The organism is Veillonella sp. KGMB01456, from assembly GCF_023051165.1.
In the GTDB taxonomy this organism is placed as follows: domain Bacteria; phylum Bacillota; class Negativicutes; order Veillonellales; family Veillonellaceae; genus Veillonella_A.
The window spans coordinates 13,999-38,451 of record NZ_JALKIG010000012.1; the positions used below are offsets into that span (position 1 = coordinate 13,999).

28 protein-coding genes are annotated in these 24,453 nt (G+C 43.6%); all 28 read left to right on the forward strand.

The genetic code is table 11. The features are described 5' to 3' along the window. Positions 1-130: 130 nt before the first annotated feature. Positions 131-340, forward strand: coding sequence for a helix-turn-helix transcriptional regulator (locus MXE28_RS05085; protein ID WP_247239888.1), 210 nt, complete (start codon positions 131-133; stop codon positions 338-340). A 69-nt stretch (positions 341-409) separates the two neighbouring features. Further along, complete coding sequence (locus MXE28_RS05090; protein WP_247239889.1) at positions 410-661, forward strand: hypothetical protein; 252 nt, start codon at positions 410-412, stop codon at positions 659-661. Positions 662-806: 145 nt separating this feature from the next. Further along, positions 807-2,162 (forward strand): phage/plasmid primase, P4 family, encoded by a 1,356-nt coding sequence (locus MXE28_RS05095; RefSeq protein WP_247239890.1) that lies wholly within the window; start codon positions 807-809, stop codon positions 2,160-2,162. A 252-nt stretch (positions 2,163-2,414) separates the two neighbouring features. After that, the gene (locus tag MXE28_RS05100; protein WP_247239891.1) at positions 2,415-2,714 is read left to right on the forward strand and encodes a hypothetical protein; all 300 of its coding nucleotides are present in this window, start codon (positions 2,415-2,417) and stop codon (positions 2,712-2,714) included. A 12-nt stretch (positions 2,715-2,726) separates the two neighbouring features. Further along, positions 2,727-2,954 (forward strand): hypothetical protein, encoded by a 228-nt coding sequence (locus MXE28_RS05105; RefSeq protein ID WP_247239892.1) that lies wholly within the window; start codon positions 2,727-2,729, stop codon positions 2,952-2,954. 189 nt (positions 2,955-3,143) lie between these two features. Further along, positions 3,144-3,329 (forward strand): hypothetical protein, encoded by a 186-nt coding sequence (locus MXE28_RS05110; RefSeq protein WP_247239893.1) that lies wholly within the window; start codon positions 3,144-3,146, stop codon positions 3,327-3,329. 452 nt (positions 3,330-3,781) lie between these two features. Beyond that, positions 3,782-4,309, forward strand: coding sequence for an OmpH family outer membrane protein (locus MXE28_RS05115; protein WP_247239894.1), 528 nt, complete (start codon positions 3,782-3,784; stop codon positions 4,307-4,309). A 6-nt stretch (positions 4,310-4,315) separates the two neighbouring features. Then, positions 4,316-5,173, forward strand: a complete 858-nt coding sequence (locus MXE28_RS05120; RefSeq protein WP_247239895.1) for a hypothetical protein — start codon at positions 4,316-4,318, stop codon at positions 5,171-5,173. Between the two features lie 159 nt (positions 5,174-5,332). Further along, positions 5,333-5,785, forward strand: a complete 453-nt coding sequence (locus MXE28_RS05125; RefSeq protein WP_247239896.1) for a hypothetical protein — start codon at positions 5,333-5,335, stop codon at positions 5,783-5,785. A 22-nt stretch (positions 5,786-5,807) separates the two neighbouring features. Then, positions 5,808-6,110 (forward strand): hypothetical protein, encoded by a 303-nt coding sequence (locus tag MXE28_RS05130; protein WP_247239897.1) that lies wholly within the window; start codon positions 5,808-5,810, stop codon positions 6,108-6,110. After that, entirely contained in the window at positions 6,092-6,319 is a 228-nt protein-coding gene (locus MXE28_RS05135) for a hypothetical protein (RefSeq protein WP_247239898.1), read from the forward strand. Before MXE28_RS05130 ends, MXE28_RS05135 begins: the two co-directional genes overlap by 19 nt. A gap of 415 nt (positions 6,320-6,734) precedes the next feature. After that, a complete protein-coding gene (locus MXE28_RS05140) occupies positions 6,735-7,523 on the forward strand; it encodes an FAD binding domain-containing protein (protein WP_247239899.1) in 789 nt (262 codons plus the stop codon). After that, positions 7,514-7,969, forward strand: a complete 456-nt coding sequence (locus MXE28_RS05145) for a 2Fe-2S iron-sulfur cluster-binding protein (protein WP_021841598.1) — start codon at positions 7,514-7,516, stop codon at positions 7,967-7,969. Before MXE28_RS05140 ends, MXE28_RS05145 begins: the two co-directional genes overlap by 10 nt. Further along, a complete protein-coding gene (locus MXE28_RS05150) occupies positions 7,966-10,278 on the forward strand; it encodes a molybdopterin cofactor-binding domain-containing protein (RefSeq protein ID WP_247239900.1) in 2,313 nt (770 codons plus the stop codon). The genes MXE28_RS05145 and MXE28_RS05150 overlap by 4 nt, the downstream gene beginning before the upstream one ends. Before the next feature lie 53 nt (positions 10,279-10,331). Beyond that, positions 10,332-11,090: a selenium cofactor biosynthesis protein YqeC gene (gene yqeC / locus MXE28_RS05155; RefSeq protein ID WP_021841596.1), complete on the forward strand. Its 759-nt coding sequence runs from the start codon at positions 10,332-10,334 to the stop codon at positions 11,088-11,090. Positions 11,091-11,185: 95 nt separating this feature from the next. Continuing rightward, a complete protein-coding gene (locus MXE28_RS05160) occupies positions 11,186-11,797 on the forward strand; it encodes a nucleotidyltransferase family protein (RefSeq protein WP_247239901.1) in 612 nt (203 codons plus the stop codon). Then, a complete protein-coding gene (gene yqeB / locus MXE28_RS05165) occupies positions 11,794-12,642 on the forward strand; it encodes a selenium-dependent molybdenum cofactor biosynthesis protein YqeB (protein WP_156703899.1) in 849 nt (282 codons plus the stop codon). Before MXE28_RS05160 ends, yqeB begins: the two co-directional genes overlap by 4 nt. A gap of 19 nt (positions 12,643-12,661) precedes the next feature. Then, the gene (locus MXE28_RS05170; RefSeq protein ID WP_021841593.1) at positions 12,662-13,378 is read left to right on the forward strand and encodes an XdhC family protein; all 717 of its coding nucleotides are present in this window, start codon (positions 12,662-12,664) and stop codon (positions 13,376-13,378) included. Between the two features lie 2 nt (positions 13,379-13,380). Beyond that, positions 13,381-13,695 (forward strand): XdhC family protein, encoded by a 315-nt coding sequence (locus MXE28_RS05175; RefSeq protein ID WP_021841592.1) that lies wholly within the window; start codon positions 13,381-13,383, stop codon positions 13,693-13,695. A 124-nt stretch (positions 13,696-13,819) separates the two neighbouring features. After that, positions 13,820-14,638 (forward strand): diadenylate cyclase CdaA, encoded by an 819-nt coding sequence (gene cdaA / locus MXE28_RS05180; protein WP_021841591.1) that lies wholly within the window; start codon positions 13,820-13,822, stop codon positions 14,636-14,638. Then, a complete protein-coding gene (locus MXE28_RS05185; RefSeq protein WP_021841590.1) occupies positions 14,635-15,591 on the forward strand; it encodes a CdaR family protein in 957 nt (318 codons plus the stop codon). The genes cdaA and MXE28_RS05185 overlap by 4 nt, the downstream gene beginning before the upstream one ends. Next, positions 15,575-17,200 (forward strand): FAD-dependent protein, encoded by a 1,626-nt coding sequence (locus MXE28_RS05190; RefSeq protein WP_021841589.1) that lies wholly within the window; start codon positions 15,575-15,577, stop codon positions 17,198-17,200. The genes MXE28_RS05185 and MXE28_RS05190 overlap by 17 nt, the downstream gene beginning before the upstream one ends. Then, positions 17,200-18,555, forward strand: a complete 1,356-nt coding sequence (gene glmM, locus MXE28_RS05195) for a phosphoglucosamine mutase (RefSeq protein ID WP_247239902.1) — start codon at positions 17,200-17,202, stop codon at positions 18,553-18,555. Before MXE28_RS05190 ends, glmM begins: the two co-directional genes overlap by 1 nt. Positions 18,556-19,081: 526 nt before the next feature. Further along, positions 19,082-20,914 (forward strand): glutamine--fructose-6-phosphate transaminase (isomerizing), encoded by a 1,833-nt coding sequence (glmS, locus tag MXE28_RS05200; RefSeq protein WP_021841586.1) that lies wholly within the window; start codon positions 19,082-19,084, stop codon positions 20,912-20,914. Positions 20,915-21,075: 161 nt separating this feature from the next. Continuing rightward, a complete protein-coding gene (gene trpS, locus MXE28_RS05205; protein ID WP_021841585.1) occupies positions 21,076-22,062 on the forward strand; it encodes a tryptophan--tRNA ligase in 987 nt (328 codons plus the stop codon). A gap of 46 nt (positions 22,063-22,108) precedes the next feature. Beyond that, complete coding sequence (locus MXE28_RS05210) at positions 22,109-22,597, forward strand: hypothetical protein (RefSeq protein WP_021841584.1); 489 nt, start codon at positions 22,109-22,111, stop codon at positions 22,595-22,597. Positions 22,598-22,852: 255 nt separating this feature from the next. Next, positions 22,853-23,668, forward strand: coding sequence for an amino acid ABC transporter substrate-binding protein (locus tag MXE28_RS05215; RefSeq protein WP_021841583.1), 816 nt, complete (start codon positions 22,853-22,855; stop codon positions 23,666-23,668). A 116-nt stretch (positions 23,669-23,784) separates the two neighbouring features. After that, entirely contained in the window at positions 23,785-24,447 is a 663-nt protein-coding gene (locus MXE28_RS05220) for an amino acid ABC transporter permease (protein ID WP_247239903.1), read from the forward strand. Positions 24,448-24,453 lie beyond the last annotated feature (6 nt).

Below are 24,453 nucleotides of genomic sequence, written 5' to 3' on the forward strand. Positions count from 1 at the left end.
AAGGTAATTATATAAATAAAGAATGTAATTTGCAATAGCAAAAATGTCGATTGACAAAACAAACTAAAAATTGTAAAATCAAGTTACAGTAGTGTTATTCTAAAAAACAATAATGTGAGGTGGAAAAAATATGCATATCATGTTTTCAGTTAATCAAGAACGTTTTAAGTCTGAAATGTTATCTCAAAACAAGAGTGTTACAGATTTAGCAAAAGAAGCGGGGCTTGCCACAGTAACAATAACCAATGTAATTAGTGGGAAGCGTCAAGCTACTGTAAAAACTTGTAATAAGTTAGCTAAGGCTTTAAACGTTCCTGTAGACGAATTATTCACGGTTTAAACCTCTTATATATCATCTCTTAAACCGTGGATAATTCTATTCGTTGTTCTAAGAAAGGAGATCTCAACGATGAGAGCAGCAAAAAAAAGACCGCTTGAGGAATTGCGGCAAATGGAATGGGTAAGACCTTATGAGTTATTGAGGTTGTACCCTATAGGGCGGGCGACTGTTTACAACATCTTCAATGAAATGAAGAAAGAAGGAAGGTATCAAGAATCATTCAAGAAGATTAGTAGAACATGCGCCTTTGTAAAATTGGCTGATTTTGATGAGTTTTTACTGTTAAAAAATGAAATGCGGTTAGCCGCCTTCAAAGAATAGAGGTGTGCATTATGTCAGAAAAAAGAAAAAACCGCTTCATGTGCTGCAACACATGGAGCGGAAGGGGAAGTAAAGCGACTAAGCTTTATACTCTATTTTTATTATACCATTTTCTCATAGGTATATCAATAAAAGGTGGCATTATATGGAATTAGAAACGTCATATTTTGAGGGGCGAAAATTCCTACATCAAAAATTAGGCGATGAATTAATACAAGAATTTCATATTTGCCGGATCCGTCAACACAAGGATGAAAAAGACGAGGATATAAAAAAACGCGATTTAATGTTTTATCAAGCTGAGTGGGGGGCATATACAGCGTTAACGGTGGAGATGCTTAATTCATTGATAAGACAAAAAATGAACGATATTTCAATCAGCCGTCAAAGAGAAGTACGCCGGTACATTGAAGATGTAGCTAGTATTATTCAAGTAAAATATGAAGATTTAGTATCAGCGCCTAACGTGGTATTCAGTGTTAAAAATGGAGCGTTTTTTAGTCACTCATCAAGTCATATCATCACTAAGCGCATAGCAACGAATTACAAAAAGGAAGAAACAGAATGCGCCGTGCTTGATGAGTTTATGAGTACAATAACCTGTGGCAACAAGGAAATAGAGCAGTTACTTTATGAAATAGTCGGTTATTGTCTTTCACCTACAATATTTATACATAAATTCTTTATTATCGTTGGTGAAGGTGGCAACGGTAAGAGCGCATTTCTTAACCTGTTGACGGCGCTGTTAGGGCGTTGGAATGTAGGCAATACACCACTTAATAAATACGGCGGGCGCTTTGAATTAGCCGGCATGGAACACATAGCCGTTAACATTGGCGATGATATAAGCAATAAGGCGCTGTTAGAGAGTGATAATTTAAAAAAATTGGTTAGTGGTGATCCTGTAAAAGTCGAATACAAAGGGCAACAAGGATATACTATTTATCCAACATGCAAGCATATTTTCAGCACTAACAGCATGTTACGCATTATTGATACTACATACGGCATAAAAAGGCGCTTTGTAGCTATTCCATTTAGAGCTAATTTAAAAGGGAAAATGAAGCCTTTTATACTCAAAGATATAATAAAAGCCGGTGGGCTTCCTGTATTGCTCAACAGGGCATTAGAGGGGCTCCAACGTTTATATGACAATCAAGAATTTACTTTATGTGATGAAGTTAAACAGGAAACGGAACAGCGCCTTAATGAAACAAACCCAATACATATTTTTAATGAAATGTGGAAAAACAACGAGTTTGAGCCATATGAAAGCCTAACCGCAAAAGAATTTATATGTGTTCCGGTGGAGCAAGTACCAACAAATAAGTATTACAAATATTACAAAGACTTTTGCAAGCAGTACGGCTATGAGGCGCTAGGTATTACAAAGTTTAATCAAGGCATGAAAGAACTAGGGTATAAAATCGCTCAACGGTGGGACGGCGAATTTAGAGGAAAACGAGTTTTTGAGCATATAGGCGATAACGCTACAAAATGATACACAACACTACAAATTTAATAATAAATCCGTAGCAAGAAAAAATTAGTAATATCAAGGCTTGAAAGGTTAAAGCTACAAATGCTACTGATATTTTCTTATTAAAGAGAAATGTAAGTATAAATAAAATTAAGCATATAAGAAATTGAAAAAATTTGTTGCATCTGTAGCAAATGTCGATAAAGTCAATAAATAAAAGGGTTTTCATGCTACACATCATTTGTTATTAGCAACAGAAAGGGGTGAAATGCTATGAATCAGGCAAAGAAGGTTGTTCAATATCCGGGTTCTAATGAAGAAACAGATTTTACTAAACTTCAAAAAAGAAAATTGGTAGAAGCTATGGAGCTGATGCAAGAAGTAACAGAATGCGATAGAAAAAAGGCGTTTTTTACAGTGGCATCGACAAATGCATTGAATGAAGTTTATAGAGCATATCCGTTTTATGACTATGTTGTTACACCGTTTGTAATTCAGTATAAAGGCATAGAAATTACCTGTTTTTATGTTGATGCTACATATAACCCAAAACCTGCACAAAGTACATACTAGGAGGAAAAGAACATGACTGAAACAACGAAAAAAATTATTAATGAAACATTATCAACGGATCCAAAAGAAGTAAGAGCAGATTTATCTAATATTGATTTAGATACTATTTATGAAGTGTTATCAGTATATTCAAAGGAATTAGAAGCCGGCTGCTCAGGTGATTTATTAATGGCAAAAGTAGCGATTATGTGCTATAAAGCGGGCAAAATAAACGGCATGCGTTTAATTACTAGTAAATAGTATTCTGACTTTTCTGACTCCCTAAAAAGGGCTATTGCGAGATTTGCGAGTCCCTAAAAAGGAAGTATCCCGACATTTCCGACACCCTAAAAAGGGAAAACTTGAAAAACGTTTGGTTTTTAAAAGGTTGAGTAAATAAGCCGGGGCGTTGCACACACAACGCCCTTATTCTTAAAAGAGGGGGGAAACATGATTAAAGCCAAAATCAGTTATGACGCTAATGAAGATACGGATCTTGCCAATGAGTTATTAAAACCGTTTAAGGCTAATTTATATAAGGTGAAATATACAACAAAATCAATTAATGGGCGTGAACATACAATCGTTTATGTGCAGCCTAAAAGAAAACCCAAAAACATGGGAAATATACCGTGATTTTGTATCGAAAAAGTGCTATGAATTCAGTAAATACGCCGGTTTTAATTGATATACTCCCCCCATTTATGATATAATATTAATAACTAGATAAGCATAGTACCGCTGTTATAGTTGACGAATTATAATAGTAAGGCTGATAAACAGTTTTGCATTTAGGTTTGTGTACAAGGCTTAAATAATAAACTGAACGCCGTGGGAATAGCAAATGACCTTTTTAACGAGGTTGTCTCTCTTTTGCTATTTCTCACGGCTTTTTTATTTGGCTGTGGTGGCTTGTTTGGTGAATAATTAAATACCTTTGCTTTTTTCAAAATCTTTTTTGAATATTCTGCTATTGGTATTTTCTTGATACCTCCGTATCATGATTAACAATATACCCCGCTTTGCCTACGCATGGCGGGGTGTGTTGTATACCTTAACTTTAGGGACTTAAAAAGGAGAAACAAAACATGAGCAACGAAAACAACGTGAACCCGACCGGAAATAATGGGGCTGAAAAACTGTTTACACAGTCTGAATTAGATACTATTGTAAAAGAACGTTTGGAGCGGGAGCGGAAGCGCTATAGTGCTGATGCTGATGCAATGAACGAATTAAATAAACAAATGGAAAGCCTACAAGCTGAATTATCACAGCTGAAAGAGGATAAAGCAGCACAGGCAAAACAGCTAAAATCTGAAAAGATAAAAAATGTGATTGTTAATGAATTAAATAAGGGCAATGCAGTAAATACATCTAGCCTACTTCATATATTTACCGGTGGCGCTGATATGGCTGATGATGAATCTATCACATATACCGGTGAGGACGGAAAAACGACTTTAATGTCAGATGCTATTGCAAAATGGCTAAAAAATAATGACTGGGCTGTAAAGTGTACACAAATTCCGGGTAGCGGTTACGGTGGACGAGGCGCAAGCGGGTATAATAGGCGTGATGAATTGCGTGAAGCCTTTGGACTAAAAAGAAAGGAATAATAAACTATGGCAACTATTGAATTAGCTTCTAAATACGCTGAATTAGTGGACGAGAAGTTCAGTACAGAAAGTAAAAGTGATTTACTAACTAACCAAAACTACAAATGGGACGGCGTGAAGTCTGTAAAGGTGTATAAAATCAGTACATCGAATATGTATGACTATGACCGGCAAGGTGAAGGGAAATACAACTCTAAATCTTATTATGGTGAAGTGCAGCCATTAGACGCTACAACACAAGAAATGACCTTATCGCAAGATCGTTCTTTTACATTTGTAATTGACCGATTAGACGAGGAAGAAACAGGGGACGCATTAGGAGCAGCTAAAGCCCTAGAGCGTCAATTAAGGGAAGTAGCTATTCCCGAATTTGATAGTTATATCTTACAAAAAATTTGTAACGGCGCCGGCATTAAAGCTAAGGCTAAAGCGTTGACCGTTGAGAATATCGCTACTGAAATTCTTACCGCAACAAATGCAATGGATAATAAAGAAGTACCGGAAGCCGGGCGTGTATTGGTGGTAACACCGGATATTTATTTCTTAATGAAACAGTGTAAAGATATTGTAATGAATACCGATGTAGGCAATGATATGCGCTTGCGTGGTGTTATTAGTAGCCTTGACGGTATGACTATCATGAAAGTACCTGCAGCCCGCTTACCTAAAAACTTTGGTTTTATGGTAGTTCACCCAGCTGCAACGGTAGCCCCTAGAAAATTGAGTGATTATGTAGTACACGATAACCCGCCGGGCATCAACGGCTTTTTAGTAGAAGGGCGTTTGGCATATGATGCTTTTGTACTTGATAATAAGAAAGACGCTATTTATTATCAGCCTACTACCACGGTAGCCACTGAATAATTAGTTTTATGTACATGCAGCCGCAAGAGGTGAAAAAGTCGCTTCTTGTGGCTATTTTCTTAAAAAATAGTCTTCTTATTTGAGGCGTACGGTGTTTTATGGTTGTGTTAGGTATAAATACCCTAGTTAATTATGAAATGACATATAGGAGCGTATGAGATGCAAGAATTAAGCTATTACAATAAAACATTACACCTCATTCAGTTGAATAAGCGCATTCAAAGGCTACAAGATAAATTGTGCAGTCTTGATAGTATAACCACTAGCAGCACAAGCCCTCAACGAGGCGGGCGCAAGGGCGATTCTATTGGCGCAATAGTGGCAAAACGTGAAGAATATACTGTGGAAATAAGAGAGATAGAAAAAGAGCGTGAAACGTTAATTGGTGATGTGAAAAGGGCTTTATATGCTTGTTGTGATTTAGACCACAACACGAGTTTTGAAGCGCTAAGGCGAGTTATAAGCGTTGTAATAGAAAATAAAACGGCATCGCATGTAGGTGCTTTATATGGTAAAACACCGGAAAGTGTTAATAATTTAGTGATTAAGTATTTGGGGCGCATGAAGGAACGAGAGGAAAAAGGAATATCGAAAATTAGTACATGGCTATGAATTTGTAAAACGAGGTGAAAATATGGATCGCATAGACAAATTGTTAATATGCATGAAAGATAAAGTTGATGATTTAAATACTATTGGCGTAGCTATTTTAGAATTAGATGAAAATAACAAGCCAACTCTAACTATGAGTACGGCTAGAGGGCTGAAAAAAGTAAACTATTCAAGTTATGAAGAAGCGGAACAGGCATTATATGAGAAGTCCGGATATAATGAAGATACCGTGTTAATCATAGATGATATTTCGCCAATGGTGGTGGCGGGGTATCATAGAGAATTACAGGAAGGGGGAACGTACGAATGGGTAAAAAACGATTAAGCCTAAGACTAAGCAAGCCGGCTGATGTAAGAAAAACACTTGCTCGCATTGCTAACATGGTAATAAATAAAGAAGTAGATAGTAAAACGGCTAACACAATTATAATTGCCTGTAATGCGATTTTGAGCGCTCTTCGTATAGATGAGCAGCAGCGGAAGCTTGACGAATTAGAACGTTTTATACAAGAATATGTCGAAAACGATAAATAGAATTATAAAAAGTAGGAATATAAACATTGAATGACGATTCGGAATAATAAATATTATTGTTCTGTGGCTACAACAGTTCTTGAACTGATATTCAAACTTCACAATATAGGATATAATAATCAAAGAAGAATGTATTCTATTGTGGGGTTAGATAAAAAAACCACCCAACGTTTTATAATTGAGTGGCTTTTGAGAGGTGATAATATATTGTGTTTGCCCCTTTTTCCGCCTCTTTTTGTGTATTGGCGTATTAAGCTTTGTAAAATGCGCGCTTTTGGGGCTTGTGTTATCATAATACAGTTATTATGACAAATTTTCCTCAAAAAAGCGAGAATTTTATGTATTGCTGACGGTAGACTTTTATAATAAAAGTGTACAACAATTCAAGTTTTATAGGTATAATTAGGAGGACATCATGTTGATGTATCGGCAATTATTGCAGCCGAAGACGGTTGCCGAGGCTTATGAAATGGCCTTGAAATTTAAAACAGCTCCATTTTTGGCCGGCGGTTGTTGGATCGGCTTAGGGAAATGGCGTTGGCCTTCGGTTATTGATATGAGCGGGTTGGGACTTGATTATATTCGTGAAGAAGACGATTATTATGCTATCGGTGCCATGGCTACGCAAGGTGACGTGGAACGGTTTGCGCCGTTTCAGACTTATGCGAAAGGCCTTTTGGTAAAAGCTGTGCATCCGATTTTGGGCGTGCAATTTCGCAATATGGCCACTATGGGAGGATCCGTGGCGGCACGCTTCGGTTTTTCGGATATTTTACCCGCTTTATTGGCTTTAGAAGCAGAAGTTATGCTTCATCAGAACGGCGTCATGCCATTATCCGAGTACATGAATTTTAAGGAAAAAGATGTGCTCGTTGAAATCCGTGTGCCTAAGAAAGTAACAGCCGTGGCTATTCATACTTTGCGTAAATCGACGAGTGATTTTCCGTTTTTGACCGGCTCAATTCGTAAAGATGAAACAGGCTATCACATTTATATCGGCTGTCGTCCCGCAGCAGTGCGTGAAGCGGTTAAGGCCGGTAAATTATTGAGTGCTAAAGGGATTACGACCCTCGAAGAGGCGATGGCTACCGCGGCCGATGAAATCGCGTTTCAGACGAATTCGCATGCGTCGGCAGATTATCGCGCAGCTATGACAAAGGTATTGGTAAAACGTTTGGTGCAGGAGGTAGAGCAGTGGAGGTAAGTTTGATAATAAATGGTAAAAAACTACAAGTGTCGGTTGAACCGGATGAAATGTTATTGACTACCTTGCGCGGTCAAGGCTATTTCAGTACGCGTCGCGGTTGCGATACGCTGAATTGCGGCCTTTGTACAGTATGGCTGGATGGTAAGACTATCTTATCTTGTTCCTATCCGACCTATCGGGCGGCCGGTCATGAAGTGACAACGTTGGAAGGCCTCGCCGATGAAGCGGCGCTCTTAGCGGATTGTTTGGCTGCCGAAGGGGCCGATCAATGCGGTTACTGCACGACGGGCATGATGATGAGTGCCATGGCGTTACGCCGTCAAAATCCGAATCCCACCGACGAAGAAATTAAAGATTTTCTCGTAGGTAATTTATGCCGTTGTACCGGTTATGAATCACATTTACGCGGCATTCGTCGTTACTTGGAGGAGGTAGAGGCATGAGTGAAGCATTAAAGGCGCGCCAACATGTAGGCAAGTCTTATAAAAAAGTAGATGCCGCTACGATTTTGAGCGGCCGTGCTGCGTATACCGAAGATTTTGTGCCGCCTCATGCGTTGGTTATTAAGGTGCTCCGCAGTCCGCATCCGATGGCTAAAATTTTAGACATTAATGCTACGGCAGCTCTAAAGTTACCGGGCGTGGAAGCGGTTTTTACTTATAAAGATGTGCCGAAGACGCGGTTCACTTTGGCAGGCCAATCCTATCCGGAACCATCCGCCTATGATTCCTTGATTCTGGATCAGTATGTACGTTATGTAGGGGATGCGGTCGCTCTCATCGTAGCGAAGGACGAAGCCACAGCGTTGCAGGCCATGAAAGTAGTACGGGTAACTTATGATGTGATGGAGCCGGTTCTCGATATGCGTACGGCGCTGGACCATCCGACGGTGATTCATCCGGAAGATGATCTTCATTACAATATGCCCGTAGGCGGCGATCCGAAGCGCAACTTGGCCTGTTCTTACAGCCGTGTGGTAGGCGATATTGAAGGGGAATTGGCTAAATGTGACTATGTGGTGGAAGACACCTATTTTGATCAGGCCACATTGCAGACGGCGATGGAAACATTCCGTACCTTCTGTACGCTTGATCAGTTTGGTCGTTTAGTTTGTACCAGTTCGACGCAAATTCCGTTCCATGTGCGTCGACATATTGCCCGAGCCTTGGAAATTCCCGCTACGAAAGTGCGCGTAATTAAACCTCGTATCGGCGGAGGCTTTGGTTCTAAGCAAACAGCCTGTACGGAACTATATGCCGCTTTTGTCACTTGGACTTTGAAAAAACCGGCCGTTTTGATTTATGACCGTCATGAAGCTAATAACTGTTCAACCAGCCGTCACGCTCGTGAATGGAAGATTCGTTTGGGTGCCACTAAAGACGGTATCATTCAAGTTATCGACATGGTGGCTATCTCGGATGCCGGCGCTTACGGCACTCATGCTTTTACCACTTTTACGGCGGGCGAACATAAATCGGTGCCCCTTTACAATAAGGGCAAAGCGGTTCGCTATGAATCCAATATTGTGTACACCAATCACATGGCCGGCGGTGCGTTCCGCGGTTACGGTGCTACGGAAGCCTTGTGGCCGCTCGAATGTGCGGTGACTAAACTCGCTAAAAAGATGGGCGTCGATGAAATTGAATTACGCCTCAAAAACCTTATTAATGTGGGCGAACGTTCGCAGGTTTACGCGCCGGACGAAGTGCTTGAATCCGGTCTTTTAAAAGAAGCGATTGCGAAAGCCAAAACGATGGCTCGTTGGGATGAACGCCCTCACAGTTGGCAGATTGACGAAACGCATCGCGGCGGCTTGGGCGTGGCCTTGGCCTTCCAAGGGTCCGGCGTAGCCAATGTGGATACGGCATCGGTAGAAATTAAGCTCCAAGATGACGGCTATTACACTTTGTATACCGGTTCCACTGACATGGGCACCGGGGCTAACACGATTTTGATGCAGATGGCCTGTGAAGTATTGGGCTGTCCGATTGATCATATGACTTGTTATGAAGCAGATACCGACGTAGTACCGTTCGATCCGGGTTCGTATGCATCCAGTACAACCTATGTAACGGGAACGGCCGCTAAATTGGCCGCGGAAGATTTACGGGCTAAATTGCTTAAGACGTTTGCTATGTATTTGGAAGTGGCCGAAGAAGATATTGATTTTGACGGCGTAACGGCCAGAACCAAGGATGGCCAAAAATCCATGACGACTCAGGAATTGGCACCGAAGTTGATGGTCAGCTTTGGTCATGAAGCACAGCAACTCGTCGGTTTTGCCACCTGGGGTAGTCATACGTCACCGCCACCGTTCATGGTAGGTATTGCGGAAGTGAGTGTCGATACGGAAACGGGTCAGGTAACACCGCTTGATTATTATGCCGTAGTAGATTGCGGTACGGTGGTGAATCCGAAGCTTGCCAAAGTGCAGGCGGAAGGCGGTATTGTGCAAGGCATCGGTATGGCTTTGACGGAAGAAATTAACTATTCGAGCACGGGCCGTTTGGAAACTAATAATCTGATGCGTTATAAGATTCCGACGCGCCTCGATATGGGAACGCTCCATGTAGATTTTGTAGAATCGCATGAGCCGACCGGCGCTTTCGGTGTGAAATCTATCGGCGAAGTAGTCATTAACACATCCTGTCCGGCCATTCAAGGGGCCATCTTAAATGCTTGCGGAGCAGAATTAACTACATTACCTATGATTTCAGAAAAGGTATTTCAGGCCTTGATGGCGAAAGAATAAAGGGTAGGTATTTAATTTCGAGCTAAACGTGCTCGTACTGAGGAGGAACGGCCATGATGATTCAAGCTAAACATTGGAATTCGTTGATTGAACCGGGGATTACAGCCATTGTAGGGGCTGGCGGTAAGACAACTGTATTGTCTAAATTGGTAGAATATGCAGGTTTAATAGGACAGCCGACATTAGTTACGACGACTACCAAACTGTATGAATCTCAGGTAGCTTTGTGGAATCCCTATTACGGGACTGATTTTAATGATGCGGAAGATGCATGTCACAAAGCTATGCAGCGGGGACGGTGTGCAGCTTGGTTCAGCGGTGTGGACGGCACCAAAGTAACCTCCTTGAAGCCCCAGGCTATTGATGCGATGTATATGGTACATCCAAATTGGCAAATTTTGGTTGAAGCGGATGGTGCTAAAGAAAAATGGGTAAAAGCACCAAAAACGACGGAACCGATTATCCCATCCAAAACGACGACTACCATCGGGGTAGTAAATTTACAAATGCTCGGCACTGAACTTACGGAGGAACATGTTCATAATTTAGGCGCTGTAGCGCAGATTATGGAACGTGCCGAAGGGGCCGTAGTTACGCCATCTATGTTGGCGCGCTTGGTACTGCATCCGCAAGGTCTGTTCCAGTACAGCCAAGGTAAGCGAATTTTATTCTGTACCGGTTATGATACGGTGCAGCATCGCATTATCGATTCCTTCCTTGACGCCTTAGCGGACAGCAAATTCTCTATGATTGTTTTGGCCGACGGCTATAAAGCCAGCTGCGAAATTGCCCGCGTTATTCAGTGGCAATAGAAAGACTGTAGGAATTTTCGCACAAAACAAGGTTATATGCATAAGCTGATGCATAAGCCGGGTTTTTAAAAATCAGCAGTGATTAGGAATACACAATGGAAATTGATGTAGTGATTTTGGCGGCTGGGCTCAGCCGCCGCATGGGGACCTCCAAAGTCTTGTTGCCATGGCGTGGAGGTACTCTGTTAGAAGCCGCCTGTCAGGTATACGGTGACTTGGGAGGCAAACGAATTGTAGTTATAGGGGGAGAACGGGCAGAGGAAGCGGCACGCATAGTAAATGCATGTGGCTTTACTGCTGTTTATAACGAAAAACCGGAAGCGGGGCAAAGCCGTTCATTGGCTCTGGGAATCGCCGCCCTGGCTGATTCTGCAAGGCCTGTGCTTTGCGCCGTGGCGGATCAACCGCTGATGACGAAAGAGGCTGCAGGGCAAATGCAAGTTGCCTACAGTAAACTTGAGCAAAATGATAAGCCCATTCTGTGTCCTTTGTATGGGCCGAATAAAGAAAGGGGCAATCCGGTTATTTTTTCACCTGATTGGAAAGACGCTTTACAACAGTTAGTGGGGGATGAAGGGGGTCGCCGTCTGATTCGAGGGGCGGCTAAAGAGTATGTGCAATTTATCGAAATTTCAGAACCTATCGGCGTTGATGTAGATACGCCGTTTGAATATGAACAGTTGTATAATAGGCGAGGAAAAATATGAAACCATTAATATTAATGCGCAGTGGCGGCGATATTGCCTCCGGTTGTGTGTATCGCTTACGCCGCGCCGGTTTTCCTGTTGTGATTAATGAATTACCGATTCCTACGATGATTCGTCGCAAGGTGTGTTATGGGTCGGCTGTGCATCGCGGGGAAGTTTTATTGGAACGTTACGTGGCGCGCCATGTGACTTTGGCGGAAGCTAAAGCTATTTTGGAGCGCGGCGAAGATATAATACCGGTAGTGACTGAGGACTACCGAACCGTGCTGGAGGCCTTGACGCCGGATGTGGTGGTGGATGCCATTTTGGCCAAACGCAATGTAGGTACGCGCAATGACGATGCGCCGCTGGTAATCGGTTGCGGACCGGGCTTCACCGCCGGTGATGATGTAAATGTCGTAGTGGAAACTATGCGCGGTCACACTTTGGGCCGTTGTATTTATGACGGCTCCGCTTTACCGAATACGGGTGTGCCCGGTAATGTAGGCGGCTATACCATTGAGCGGGTTATGCATTCCCCGTGTGACGGTTTATTTACGGCGCGCCGTCATATCGGTGAAGAAGTGGAAGCCGGTGAAACCATCGGTTTTGTTGACGGAACACCGGTTGTCTCTCAGATTGCCGGCATTTTGCGCGGCGTGTTGGCATCCGGTTTGATGGTAACGAAGGGCTTTAAATTAGCCGATGTGGACGCTCGTTGCGAGAAATCTCACTGCTATAGCATTTCCGATAAGGCCTTGGCGGTAGCCGGCGGTGTTATGGAAGCTATAATGGCATTTTTGTATGAAGAATCTAAAAAGCAGACGGCCCATAAAGGGATGTCGTCCGATATAGATTTACATTAAGGTAGAATTTGAGGTTTTTATGAGTTTATATGATGTAATTGAAAAGCGTTTGTCACAAGATGAAAAATCAATCATGGTGACTGTTTTAAGTGGTGAACGACAAGGAGATAAAGTATTGTATAGTGAAAAAGGCGAAGTGGTATATGGTGATGCGGTTGATGGCATCTGCATCAATCCGGAACAACGCCCCGAAGTATTGAATTTGGGAGCTATGGAATGCTTTGTACAACCGGTTGAAAAAGATCCGGAAGTATTAGTGCTGGGCGCCGGCCATGTGAGTCGCTGTATTGCGGATATGCTATTATTTATCGGCTGTCATGTAACCGTAGCCGATGACCGTCCCGAATATTTACGGCCCGACTTTTTCGATGAACGCGTTCGTCGTCAATGCATTGATTTTAATAATCTGGCAGCAAAGTTGCCGCTTAACAACTATAAGGGTATCATCATCGTAACCAGAGCTCATGAATACGACAGCATTTGTCTTCATCAGGTACGCCATTTGGTAGATGCCACCTATATGGGCATGATGGGCAGTCATAAACGGGTGTATCATGCCTTTGAAGTATTAAAAGAAGAAGGCTGGACCCAGACGGAATTAGATAAAATTTACGCACCTATCGGCTTGTCGTTGGGCGCACAAACACCGGAAGAAATCGCCTTATCTATTGTAAGCGAATATCTGGCAGTAACTCGTGGTCATAAGGGCGGTTTCTTATCGGAAGGAGCGAAGTAAGCATGAAACGAGAATTTGTCCGCTATTTACAAGGACATGAGAAAGATACCTTGGCGATTGCCACAATTTTGCAGACTCACGGATCTACACCGCGCAAAGCGGGCACCACTATGGTGGTACATCCGGACGGCTCTATTTTTGGTACCATCGGCGGCGGCCGGGCAGAAAACGAAATCCGTTTGAGTGCCTTAGAGGCTCTTAAGTTAAAAGAAGCTCATCGTCGAATTATGGTGGATTTGAATGATGATGCTGCTGTTAAAGAAGGCATGGTATGCGGCGGTAACCTGGACGTTTGGATTGAAACGCAGAATGTATAATCCGTTGTAATTATTGGTTATCAAATTTACAGCACTCTCAAAATAAGGTAAAATAAAAGAGTACCTGTGCGTTAGCGCAGTGTACTCTTTATTTATTTGTGAACCTCCTGAGGAGTGGTTATATATGATGGCACAGTTGCAAGGTTTAATTGAAACATTCCGCTTCGGTGACTTAGTCGATATTTTATCGGTAGCGGTTTTATTATATTATCTATATAAACAAATTCGAGACACTCGCGCTATGGCGCTGTTAAAAGGCCTTATTGTACTTGGTCTTATTAATGTGGCCAGCCGTTTCTTTGATTTACACGTTATCAGCTGGTTGTTGCAGCAAGGGATGACGGTCTTATTGGTTGCGTTGCCGGTAGTATTTCAGCCGGAATTGCGCCGTGCGTTGGAACGATTGGGCCGTGGACGACTTTTTTCAAAATCACAAGATGTGAGTGAAGTTGAAATCGATAGTTTAGTAAATGAAGTAATGGCGTCGGCGAAAGTCATGTCCCGTGATCGCATCGGTGCGCTCATTGTATTTGAACGTGAAGTGGGGCTCGGCGAAATCATCGATACAGGCATCGAGATTGACGGTAAGGTGTCTAGAGAACTTTTAAATAACATATTTATTCCGAATACACCGCTTCATGACGGTGCCGTTGTTATTCGCGGCAATCGCATTATGGCGGCGGGCTGTTTATTACCGTTGACGCAGGATCGGTCCTTAAGCACTGAATTGGGGACGCGTCACCGTGCGGCTATCGGCCTCAGTGAACAGGCTGATGCGGTAGTATTGGTAGTGAGTGAAGAAACCGGTAAAATTTCCTATACTTACGGCGGTCATATTTACCGTCATTTACCGGAAGAACAATTGCGCGAATCCTTGCGTGCCTTCATGGAACGTCCTAAGAACGCGTTGTCCTTCTTGAAGAAATGGAGGGCTAAAAAATGATGCGTTTTATTCATAAAATTCAAGGTCATTGGATGGCTAAAATTTTGTCCCTCTTAGGTGCCATTTTATTGTGGTTCTTTGTAATGAAGGAACAAAATCCGATTGTGGATATTAATTACACCGTACCGGTGCAGATGCAAAATTTGAATTCCCAATATGTAGTTGAAAATATTCCGTCGGAAGTGCATATCCACTTGCGCGGACCGCGTAATTCCATCTTAGCCATTAATCAAAGCACCCTTAAAGCCTATATGGATATGGGGGATGTGGCACCGGGTCAGCAAAATATTCAGGTGCAGTTTACCCCACCTTCCGGGGTAAGCCTCGTGAGCATGACGCCGGATTCGGTGAACGTAAATGTGGATGAATATACCTTGCGTGAAGTACCGGTAGAGGTACAACAGCTCGGCAAAGTCCCTGAAGACGTGGCCATTAAATCCATAAACACGGTGCCGAAAGTGGTAACCGTAAGCGGTGCGAAACAGCAAGTTGATGCAGTAGCCCATGTGGTACTGCGCGTTAAAATGAATGATCGCCGCGCTGATTTTACTGCCTCCGGTATGATGGTGGCTGTTGATACAGCGGGCAAGGCGGTAGACAATGTAACAATTACGCCACGCCAAGGGCAGGCTCAAATTGACTTAGAGCAGATTCGTTTTGAGAAAAACTTACCGGCTGTAGCCAATTTAACCGGTACCTTGAGCAATGAGTATGCAGTTAAGAGCGTTACCGTAGAGCCGCAACAAGTTCTTGTGAGCGGCAAAGAAGGGGTCATTAAAGACCTCACTGAAGTTCGTACTATAGATATTCCGCTTAACGGCCAAGTTGCCAATATTGAAGGGGACTATGATTTAGTATCGAACGAAAACTATACGGCAACTCCGGCGAGAGTGCACGTAATTGTAGAAATCGTCAAAAAATATTTAGGAGACACTAATGCTCAGAATAATTAATTTTCGAGTGGATGTAAAAAATAAAAATCCCCTGGAAGCCTTACTTGTTCATAAATTTCCTGTCTTAAAAGATCAGATTCAAGAGATTCATGTAGTGAGACGAGCCGTAGATGCTCGTAAAAAACCGCATATTACCTTCGTGTATACCTTGTTCGTAGCGGTGCAGAACGAAGTGGTGGTTATGAAAAAGCTTGGCCGTGATAAAAATGTGAGCACCATGGAGCCTATCGAACCGGAACCGATTGTACATGGCGAGCAGGTTCTGAAAGAGCGACCGGTGGTGGTCGGCTTTGGTCCGGCCGGCATGTTGGCGGCTTTTTACCTCGCCCGTGAAGGCTATCGTCCCATCGTATTGGAGCGCGGCCAAGATGTAGATCAACGCTCTCATGATGTGGAAACCTTTTGGCAAACCGGCGAATTCAAAGCCGAATCGAATGTACAATTCGGTGAAGGTGGTGCCGGTACTTTCTCGGATGGTAAATTAACCACCCGCGTTACCCATCCGCGACTCCATGAAATCGCCAAATATTTTGTTCAATTCGGGGCGCCGCAAGAGATTCTCTACAAACATAAACCCCATGTAGGGACTGATGTTTTGCGTGGTATGGTGAAGGCCATGCGCGAGCAGATTATCGCCTGGGGCGGTGAAGTGCGCTTCGGTGCGAAACTTACCAAACTTCAGTTGGCAGCTAATCAGGTGGTCGGCGTTGAAGTGAATGATGAAGAAATAATTCCCACGAGCCTGGTATTGGCCGGGGTCGGTCACAGTGCTCGCGATACCTATGAAATGCTCTATAATACGGGCATTGCCATGGAAAGTAAACCTTTTGCCGTAGGCGTGCGTATCGAGCATCCGCAGTCCATGATTGATATTTCTCAGTACGGCATCGAGCCGGCTGAATTGGGCCTGGGGGCGGCGGAATACTCTGTTGTCTACCATGATAAAGAAACCGGGCGTACGGCGTACAGCTTCTGTATGTGCCCGGGCGGTGAAGTGGTGGCCTCCGCGTCGGAAGACGGTCACGTGGTTACGAACGGCATGAGTTTATATGCTCGTGCCAGCGGTGTGGCCAACAGTGCCTTAGTGGTTACGGTTGGGCCTGATGATTTCGGGAACCATCCGCTCGGCGGCGTAGCCTTCCAGCGTGAATGGGAAAAGAAAGCCTTTGAGTTGGGCGGTCATGACTATAAAGCACCGCTGCAGACGGTAGGCGATTTCTTGGCCCGTCAAAAAGGGACTGTGCCGGAAGGGAATGCGGCAGCACCGCATTCCTATCGTCCCGGCGTAGTGGCGGCAGACCTCCATGAATGTTTGCCAACCTATGTGACGGACGTAATGGAGCGAGCGTTACCGTATTTCGGACGTCGTATTAAAGGATTTGATGAACCTCAGATTTGTATGACCGGTGTAGAAACGAGAACCTCCTCACCATTGCGCATTTTGCGGGATGATGATCGGCAATCGCCGACGGTCAAGGGACTATACCCTATGGGTGAAGGAGCCGGCTATGCAGGCGGTATCATGAGTGCCGCTTTGGATGGTGCGGAAACAGCCATTCGTGTTATGGTTGCGTATAAGCCGTTGAAGGCGCAGGAAGGAGAAGCGTAATGTCTAGATTATTTGGCACCGATGGGGTGCGTGGCGTAGTAAATGCTTTTTTGACGCCTGAATTGGCGTATCATTTGGGACGTGCGGCAGGATCATATTTCGGCCGTCAAAAGAAACGTCCCGTATTCCTTATCGGGCGCGACACTCGTATTTCCGGGGCTATGCTTGAAAACGCATTGGCTGCCGGCATTTGCTCCGTAGGTGGCGATGTAGTGGTAGCCGGTGTTGTACCGACTCCTGCCGTTGCCTATTTAGTACGCAAACATGGTTGGGATGCGGGTGTTGTTATTTCCGCATCTCATAATAAATTCCCTGATAATGGGATTAAATTTTTCGACCGCGAAGGCTTTAAATTGCCGGATGCCGTAGAAGATGAATTGGAAGAATTATGCAGTCAAAGCAGCGAAAATAATTTGGAACGGCCTACAGGTGCCGATATCGGTCGTATTTTGAACAGCCGTGAATTGGCTCATGAATACGCCGCTTTCGTAGAAAGTACCGTAGATGTGTCCCTCGAAGGCTTGACTGTGGTATATGATGGTGCCAACGGAGCCGCTTCGGCTGTAGGTCCTGAAGTATTTGAGAAATTAGGTGCCAAAGTTATCGCCATCAATGTTGATCCTGACGGCGTTAATATCAATGAAAACGCCGGTTCCACTCATATGGAAGGCCTCCAGGCCGCTGTTGTGAAATACGGCGCCGATGTGGGGATTGCCAACGATGGTGATGCGGACCGTTGCCTTTTGGTTGATGAAAAAGGTCAGACCCTCGACGGCGACCAAATCATGTTACTCTGCGCCAAACAGCTTAAAGAACAGGGCCGTTTGAAGCAAGACATGATTGTAGGCACCGTTATGAGTAACATCGGTTTCCACAAAGCGGCTAAAGAAATGGGTATGAAAACCTTTGCTACCGCTGTAGGCGATCGCTATGTACTTGAAAAAATGCGTGCCGACGGTTATTCCATCGGCGGTGAACAGTCCGGTCACGTTATTTTCCTCGATTATAACAGCACCGGTGACGGTTTATTGACCGCCGTGCAGATGCTTGCATTGCTTAAAAAATCCGGTCAACCTTTATCGGAATTGGCAAAAGTTATGGTGAAATATCCGCAATTGCTTATCAACGTTCATGTAGTAACAAAAACGGGTTGGGATGAAAATCCGCTCATTCAGGCAGAAATTTCCGAAGCCGCTCGTGAGCTTGGTGAAAACGGTCGCATCTTGGTGCGCCCATCCGGCACGGAAGCGTTAATCCGCGTTATGGCGGAAGGTCCGGACCATGAACAATTGGAACGCATTTGTCATACCGTGGCTGAAACCATCGGTCGTGAACAAGGTCTTGTAGAAGAGTAAGGCTAATTGATGCATAGCTGAATGACCTTAGGGGCTCTTCATTGAGCATAAAAGAATAAAGATATAAAATAATCAAAATCCATAGCATGATAAGCGTCTTGGAGTATCAAGATGCTTGCCTGCTATGGATTTTTCACGCTTTTTGGCCTTCTTTACTTTAATTCCGGTATCGGTTATAATATATTAACGCAGTATGCTTTGTTGAGAGATATATTCAGAAACTTTTTGTATGCTCTCTATATGCTTACAGATGATTAAATAAAGTCTCTAATGCGTGTACAGCAGGCTACTGCAAGACTGTCGCAACTTAAGTAAAGGAGAGAACCAAATTCGTAAAGGCGAATAGCGCAGGCACTGATCGGGGACAGCCGATTTCAGTAGACGAGGTAGAGGAGTATCGAAACATCAGCGGATGCCTCTCGGCCGGCTTCAGTCGTTATATAAGTTACAATGTCTATCGGTGACGATGAGAACAAAAGACTTATACGAAGCAATTGGAGTAGTCTGTTTACAGGAGGATACAACCATGTGTGGTATTGTAGGATATATTGGATTTGAAGATGCGTCCCAGTTTATGTTGGATGGTTTGTCTAAGCTCGAATATCGCGGCTATGACTCTGCCGGGATTGCCGTAATCGGTCCGAATAATGTAATTAAAGTGCAGAAAAAAGTGGGCCGTTTGGCTAACTTGGAAGGCATTGTTAAAAACGACCCAAATCCGGGTCATATAGGTATCGGTCATACTCGTTGGGCCACTCACGGCCGTCCGTCGGATATGAATGCTCATCCGCACACCGATGCTAAAGGCTTATTTGCCGTTGTACATAATGGTATTGTAGAAAATTACTTACCGATTAAAGAAGAATTAATCAAAAAAGGTTACGAATTCAAATCCGAAACGGATACGGAAGTAGTAGCCCACTTATTGGCTGACTTATACGACGGAGACTTTGAAGGTACCGTTCGTCGCGTATTACAACGCATCGAAGGTTCTTACTCTTTGGTTATTTTGTGCGCCGACGATCCAAGTCGTATCATTTGTACTAAAAAAGATAACCCTCTCGTTATCGGTCTCGGTAAAGGTGAAAACTTCATCGCTTCCGATATTCCGGCCATTATCAATCACACCCGTGATACTTTTATCATGAACGACGGTGAAGTAGCGGTTGTTACTAAAGATTCCGTACGTGTAAGCGATTTGGCGGGTAATTTAATCAATAAAAAAGTATACCATGTAACTTGGAATGCAGAAGCAGCTGAAAAAGGCGGTTTTGAACATTTCATGTTAAAAGAAATCTACGAACAACCTAAAGCAATTCGCGATACCTTGACCGGTCGTATTTCCAAAGATAACAAAGATGTTATCTTCGAAGAATTGGGTTGGGAACCGGCTGATGTAGCGTCCGTTAACCGTATTTTGATTACTGCTTGCGGTACCGCTTATCATGCAGGTTTGGTAGCTAAATATTATATTGAACAATTGGCGCGCATTCCGGTAGAAGTAGATATCGCTTCCGAATACCGTTATCGCGATCCGTTGACTGATAAAAATACCTTGGCTATTGTTATTAGTCAGTCCGGTGAAACCAGCGACACCTTGGCGGCTTTAAAAGAAGCAAAACGCCGCGGCGCTCGTTCCTTGGCGGTAACTAACGTTGTAGGTTCTTCCATCGCTCGTGAAGCAGACCAAGTAATTTACACTTGGGCCGGCCCTGAAATCGCCGTTGCTTCTACGAAAGCTTACACAACGCAGCTCGTAGCTTTATTGTTACTCGCTGTTTACATCGGTAAATTGAACGGCAAATTGGATGCTGCTTTGGCAGAAAAAATCTTAACCGATTTACATGAATTGCCAACTCTATGCAATGAAATCTTTGAAACGGTTGATGATATTAAAGCATTTGCCAAAAACTACGGTTTCCGTGAAGATGCGTTCTTCTTGGGCCGTTCCATCGACTATGCCGTAGCCATGGAAGGTTCCTTGAAATTGAAAGAAATTTCGTACATCCATGCGGAAGCGTACGCCGGCGGCGAATTGAAACACGGTACCTTAGCCCTCATCGAAGAAGGTGTGCCGGTTATCGCCTTGGCAACCCAGGAAGATGTACGCGAAAAAATGATGAGCAACATTAAGGAAGTTAAAGCTCGTGATGCGGTTGTTATCGGTCTCGGTCTGGCCGGTGATACGGAAATTTCCAAATATGTGGACCACACAATTTTTGTACCACGCTCCGATAAATTTACGGCCCCTATTTTGGCCGTTGTGCCATTGCAGTTATTGGCTTACTATGCAGCCATTACGCGCGGTACCGACGTTGATAAACCAAGAAACTTGGCTAAATCCGTAACGGTTGAATAATTGCTTATTGATTTTTAGAATCCTAACCGTGGCTATATGAAGATGTAGCCACGGTTATTTTTCATGTACAGAATGACGTTTTCGGGGTACAATAATATATAATACATACAAAAGATTTCGCCGGTGTGAGAGAGGACGAAATCTTTATAGGAGGAATTTTTATGTCAGTTATTTTTTCAGGCATTCAACCGAGCGGTGAATTGACCTTAGGCAACTATTTAGGCGCGTTGCGTAACTTTTTGGATTATCAGGAGAGCGATGAATGCTACTACTGTATCGTAAACCAGCATGCTATCACGGTACCGCAAGATCCAAAAGAACTTTTTGCCAACACTCGTCGCTTGGCTGCACTATATTTAGCCGTAGGCCTCGACCCTAAGAAAGTTACCTTGTTCGTACAGTCCGAAGTACCGGAACATGTACGCTTAGGTTGGGTTATGACGACGATCAGCTACGTGGGCGAATTGGAACGCATGACACAGTACAAAGATAAATCGCAAAAACGGGGTGACTCCATTCCGGCCGGTTTGTTGACCTATCCGCCACTCATGGCTGCGGATATTTTGCTCTACCAGACCAATTATGTACCGGTTGGGGAAGACCAGAAGCAACATATGGAATTGACCCGCGATTTGGCCCAGCGCTTCAACCGCGTGTACGGCGAAGTTTTCACTATTCCTGAAATTAAACTCGGCGTGGGCGGTGCTCGCGTTATGAGCTTACAAGAACCGACTAAGAAAATGAGTAAATCCGATGACAATCAGATGGCTACCATTCGCTTGTTGGATGATGAAAAGACAATCGTTAAGAAGATTAAACGAGCTCAGACTGACTCGGAAAACTCCGTTCATTATGACAAAGAAAATAAACCGGGCATTTCCAACTTGATGGGAATTTATGCGGCCATCACCAAAGAATCGTATGAAACCATCGAACAACGCTATGTGGGTCAGGGCTACGGCACGTTTAAAAAAGACGTAGCCGAATTGTTGGTAGACACATTACGCCCGATTCATGAACGTTACAATGACTTAATCGACAGTCCTGAATTGGATCGCATTCTCGACGAAGGGGCTGTTAAAGCTCGTGAAAAGGCAAGCAAAACATATCGTGACGTAGAGCTTGCTATGGGCCTTCATCGTAAATAATTATCTGTATTTAGGGGAACCTTGGGCTGATGCTGGAGGTGGGAATATGGAAGTACGTGAAGTAACCGAACGCTTTCCTTGCGGTGAAGTAGAGGAAACGTTTGCCGATTATATATTAGTATCTTGGGTTATGTGGCTGTTTTTTGGTGCCGTGGCTACTTGGGCCGTGTGGCATTCACAACGCGGTGTGGTTTGGAATCATATCGCGATTGACTACATCATTGTAGGTTTTTGTGTATGGCGCATGACAAGACAAAGACGCCCGTTGGTCTACGTTTGTGAAAAGGGGATTGTCATCAGACGTCGGCCGAGTAGTCTTTGGGAGCGCATTGACATGCTCTGGAATGGTGACCATTACTACAATTTTATTCCGTATGCTCAAATTATCGGTTTTACCGCTAATTGGGAAGAAATCCACATGGTAACCGAAAGCGGGGGTATCCTTATCGTAATGGTGGACTTACAGTTCGTAACCTATAAGGATAAACTTAAATTGTTGTCGGTTATTGATGAACGCAGTCATACTGCCATGTAAATAACAGTGAACGTGCAGCGGTCCGGCTTTTGTCGGACCGTTTTTTGTTAGTGTATAGGCCGAATTTGCTGTTTTGAAATTAAAAAGGCCGGCCGGTCTATTTCATAACTATGACTTTTGGTAAAAGTTCCTATGATTAATTAGAAGTATAAATTAAAATTTAACTCTTTACTTCTTTAGTTAGATAAAGTATAATGAGTTCATGAATTAAAACTAATGCTTTGGATTGAGAAAACAGAAAGAGGGGACTTAGTTATGAAGTTGAAGAAGATGTTGGCCTTGGGCCTGGCAATGTTTACGATGGCGGCGTTTGCAGCCGGTTGTGGTAATGACGCCGATAAAGATAAAGCGGCCGCCACTGAATTACCGAAGAAAATTGTAATCGGTTTGGATGACAATTTCCCACCAATGGGCTTCCGTGATGATAAGGGCGAAATCGTAGGTTTTGATATCGATTTAGCCAAAGAAGTGGCGAAACGAGCCGGTATGGAAGTAGAATTTAAACCAATCGACTGGGACAGCAAGGAAGCAGAACTTAAGAGTAAACGTATCGACGCTTTGTGGAATGGCTTAAGCCTTACACCGGAACGTGAAAAGAATATTTTATTCTCCACCCCATATGTACAGGATAAACAAATCATTGCCGTGCGCGCTGATTCCCCAATCCAAAGCAAAGACGACTTAAAAGGTAAAATCGTAGGTACCCAGCAGGGTAGTAGCGTAGAAGCGGCTGTTGAAAAAGATGCGCAAGAACGCGGTTTTAAAGAAGTGAAAAAATATGGCGACTTCGTTAACGCCTTCATGGATTTGGAACTCGGTCGTATTGATGCCCTCGTAGTTGACGGTATCGTTGGTCAGTTTACCATGACTCAAAAACCGGGCGTATTCCGCTTGGCTAACGGCGACTATGGCGCTGAAACAATGGGCGTTGGTTTCCGCTTAGACGATAAAGCGTTACAAGCCAGAATCAATGAAGTATTAAAACAAGTAATGAATGACGGCACAGCCGACAAGATTGCTGAAAAATGGTTCGGCAACAGTAACTTATTAAATAAAGATGCTTTTAAATAATCGCTTTGTGGCAGTGATGGCGTAAGGCTGTAACCGTTTACACAACCCGGTTAATATAGCAGTGAAGAAAGGAGGTAGTCCTTACCTCCTTTCTTTCTTTGAAAGGAGTCAGTTTGATGGAATTAATAGACTATTTATTGAAGATTACGCCGGTCATCGCCAACGGGCTGGGAGTAACCGTCTCCCTGTTTTTAATCGTATTGGTATTGTCCGTGCCGTTCGGTGTTTTAGCGGCTCTGTTGCGCTTGTCACCTATCGGCATTGTACGCAAAATTATGGCATTCTATGTATATATTATGCGTGGCACCCCGTTAATGTTACAGATCTTATTTATTTACTACGGCTTGCCATTCATTCCTTACGTCGGCGTGCAACTCGACGATACGACGGCGGCGGTTATTTCCTTCGTGCTCAACTATGCGGCTTATTTGTGTGAAATCTTCCGCGGCGGCATTCAATCCATTCCGAAAGGCCAGTATGAAGGGGCCAAGGTTTTGGGCTTTACCTATGTACAGACCATGCGCAAAATTATTTTACCCCAGGTAATCAAACGCGTTTTACCGCCGTTGGCGAATGAAACAATCAACTTGCTCAAAGATACGTCTTTGGTGTATATTTTAGCTATGAACGATGTTCTTAGAATTACGCGCGGTATTGTGCAACGTGATTTTGACACGTCTGCTTTTATCGTGGCGGCTATTTTCTATTTAATAATGACCTTTGTATTGACTAGTATTTTTAACTATTTGGAAAAACGTTACGCTGTGTACGATGAATAGGAGGAC

Coding starts and splice junctions, on each gene's coding strand:
- MXE28_RS05085 (WP_247239888.1), top strand. CDS start 131: ATGCATATCATGTTTTCAGTTAATCAAGAACGTTTTAAGTCTGAAATG.
- MXE28_RS05090 (WP_247239889.1), top strand. CDS start 410: ATGAGAGCAGCAAAAAAAAGACCGCTTGAGGAATTGCGGCAAATGGAA.
- MXE28_RS05095 (WP_247239890.1), top strand. CDS start 807: ATGGAATTAGAAACGTCATATTTTGAGGGGCGAAAATTCCTACATCAA.
- MXE28_RS05100 (WP_247239891.1), top strand. CDS start 2,415: ATGAATCAGGCAAAGAAGGTTGTTCAATATCCGGGTTCTAATGAAGAA.
- MXE28_RS05105 (WP_247239892.1), top strand. CDS start 2,727: ATGACTGAAACAACGAAAAAAATTATTAATGAAACATTATCAACGGAT.
- MXE28_RS05110 (WP_247239893.1), top strand. CDS start 3,144: ATGATTAAAGCCAAAATCAGTTATGACGCTAATGAAGATACGGATCTT.
- MXE28_RS05115 (WP_247239894.1), top strand. CDS start 3,782: ATGAGCAACGAAAACAACGTGAACCCGACCGGAAATAATGGGGCTGAA.
- MXE28_RS05120 (WP_247239895.1), top strand. CDS start 4,316: ATGGCAACTATTGAATTAGCTTCTAAATACGCTGAATTAGTGGACGAG.
- MXE28_RS05125 (WP_247239896.1), top strand. CDS start 5,333: ATGCAAGAATTAAGCTATTACAATAAAACATTACACCTCATTCAGTTG.
- MXE28_RS05130 (WP_247239897.1), top strand. CDS start 5,808: ATGGATCGCATAGACAAATTGTTAATATGCATGAAAGATAAAGTTGAT.
- MXE28_RS05135 (WP_247239898.1), top strand. CDS start 6,092: ATGGGTAAAAAACGATTAAGCCTAAGACTAAGCAAGCCGGCTGATGTA.
- MXE28_RS05140 (WP_247239899.1), top strand. CDS start 6,735: ATGTTGATGTATCGGCAATTATTGCAGCCGAAGACGGTTGCCGAGGCT.
- MXE28_RS05150 (WP_247239900.1), top strand. CDS start 7,966: ATGAGTGAAGCATTAAAGGCGCGCCAACATGTAGGCAAGTCTTATAAA.
- yqeC (WP_021841596.1), top strand. CDS start 10,332: ATGATGATTCAAGCTAAACATTGGAATTCGTTGATTGAACCGGGGATT.
- MXE28_RS05160 (WP_247239901.1), top strand. CDS start 11,186: ATGGAAATTGATGTAGTGATTTTGGCGGCTGGGCTCAGCCGCCGCATG.
- yqeB (WP_156703899.1), top strand. CDS start 11,794: ATGAAACCATTAATATTAATGCGCAGTGGCGGCGATATTGCCTCCGGT.
- MXE28_RS05170 (WP_021841593.1), top strand. CDS start 12,662: ATGAGTTTATATGATGTAATTGAAAAGCGTTTGTCACAAGATGAAAAA.
- MXE28_RS05175 (WP_021841592.1), top strand. CDS start 13,381: ATGAAACGAGAATTTGTCCGCTATTTACAAGGACATGAGAAAGATACC.
- cdaA (WP_021841591.1), top strand. CDS start 13,820: ATGATGGCACAGTTGCAAGGTTTAATTGAAACATTCCGCTTCGGTGAC.
- MXE28_RS05185 (WP_021841590.1), top strand. CDS start 14,635: ATGATGCGTTTTATTCATAAAATTCAAGGTCATTGGATGGCTAAAATT.
- MXE28_RS05190 (WP_021841589.1), top strand. CDS start 15,575: ATGCTCAGAATAATTAATTTTCGAGTGGATGTAAAAAATAAAAATCCC.
- glmM (WP_247239902.1), top strand. CDS start 17,200: ATGTCTAGATTATTTGGCACCGATGGGGTGCGTGGCGTAGTAAATGCT.
- glmS (WP_021841586.1), top strand. CDS start 19,082: ATGTGTGGTATTGTAGGATATATTGGATTTGAAGATGCGTCCCAGTTT.
- trpS (WP_021841585.1), top strand. CDS start 21,076: ATGTCAGTTATTTTTTCAGGCATTCAACCGAGCGGTGAATTGACCTTA.
- MXE28_RS05210 (WP_021841584.1), top strand. CDS start 22,109: ATGGAAGTACGTGAAGTAACCGAACGCTTTCCTTGCGGTGAAGTAGAG.
- MXE28_RS05215 (WP_021841583.1), top strand. CDS start 22,853: ATGAAGTTGAAGAAGATGTTGGCCTTGGGCCTGGCAATGTTTACGATG.
- MXE28_RS05220 (WP_247239903.1), top strand. CDS start 23,785: ATGGAATTAATAGACTATTTATTGAAGATTACGCCGGTCATCGCCAAC.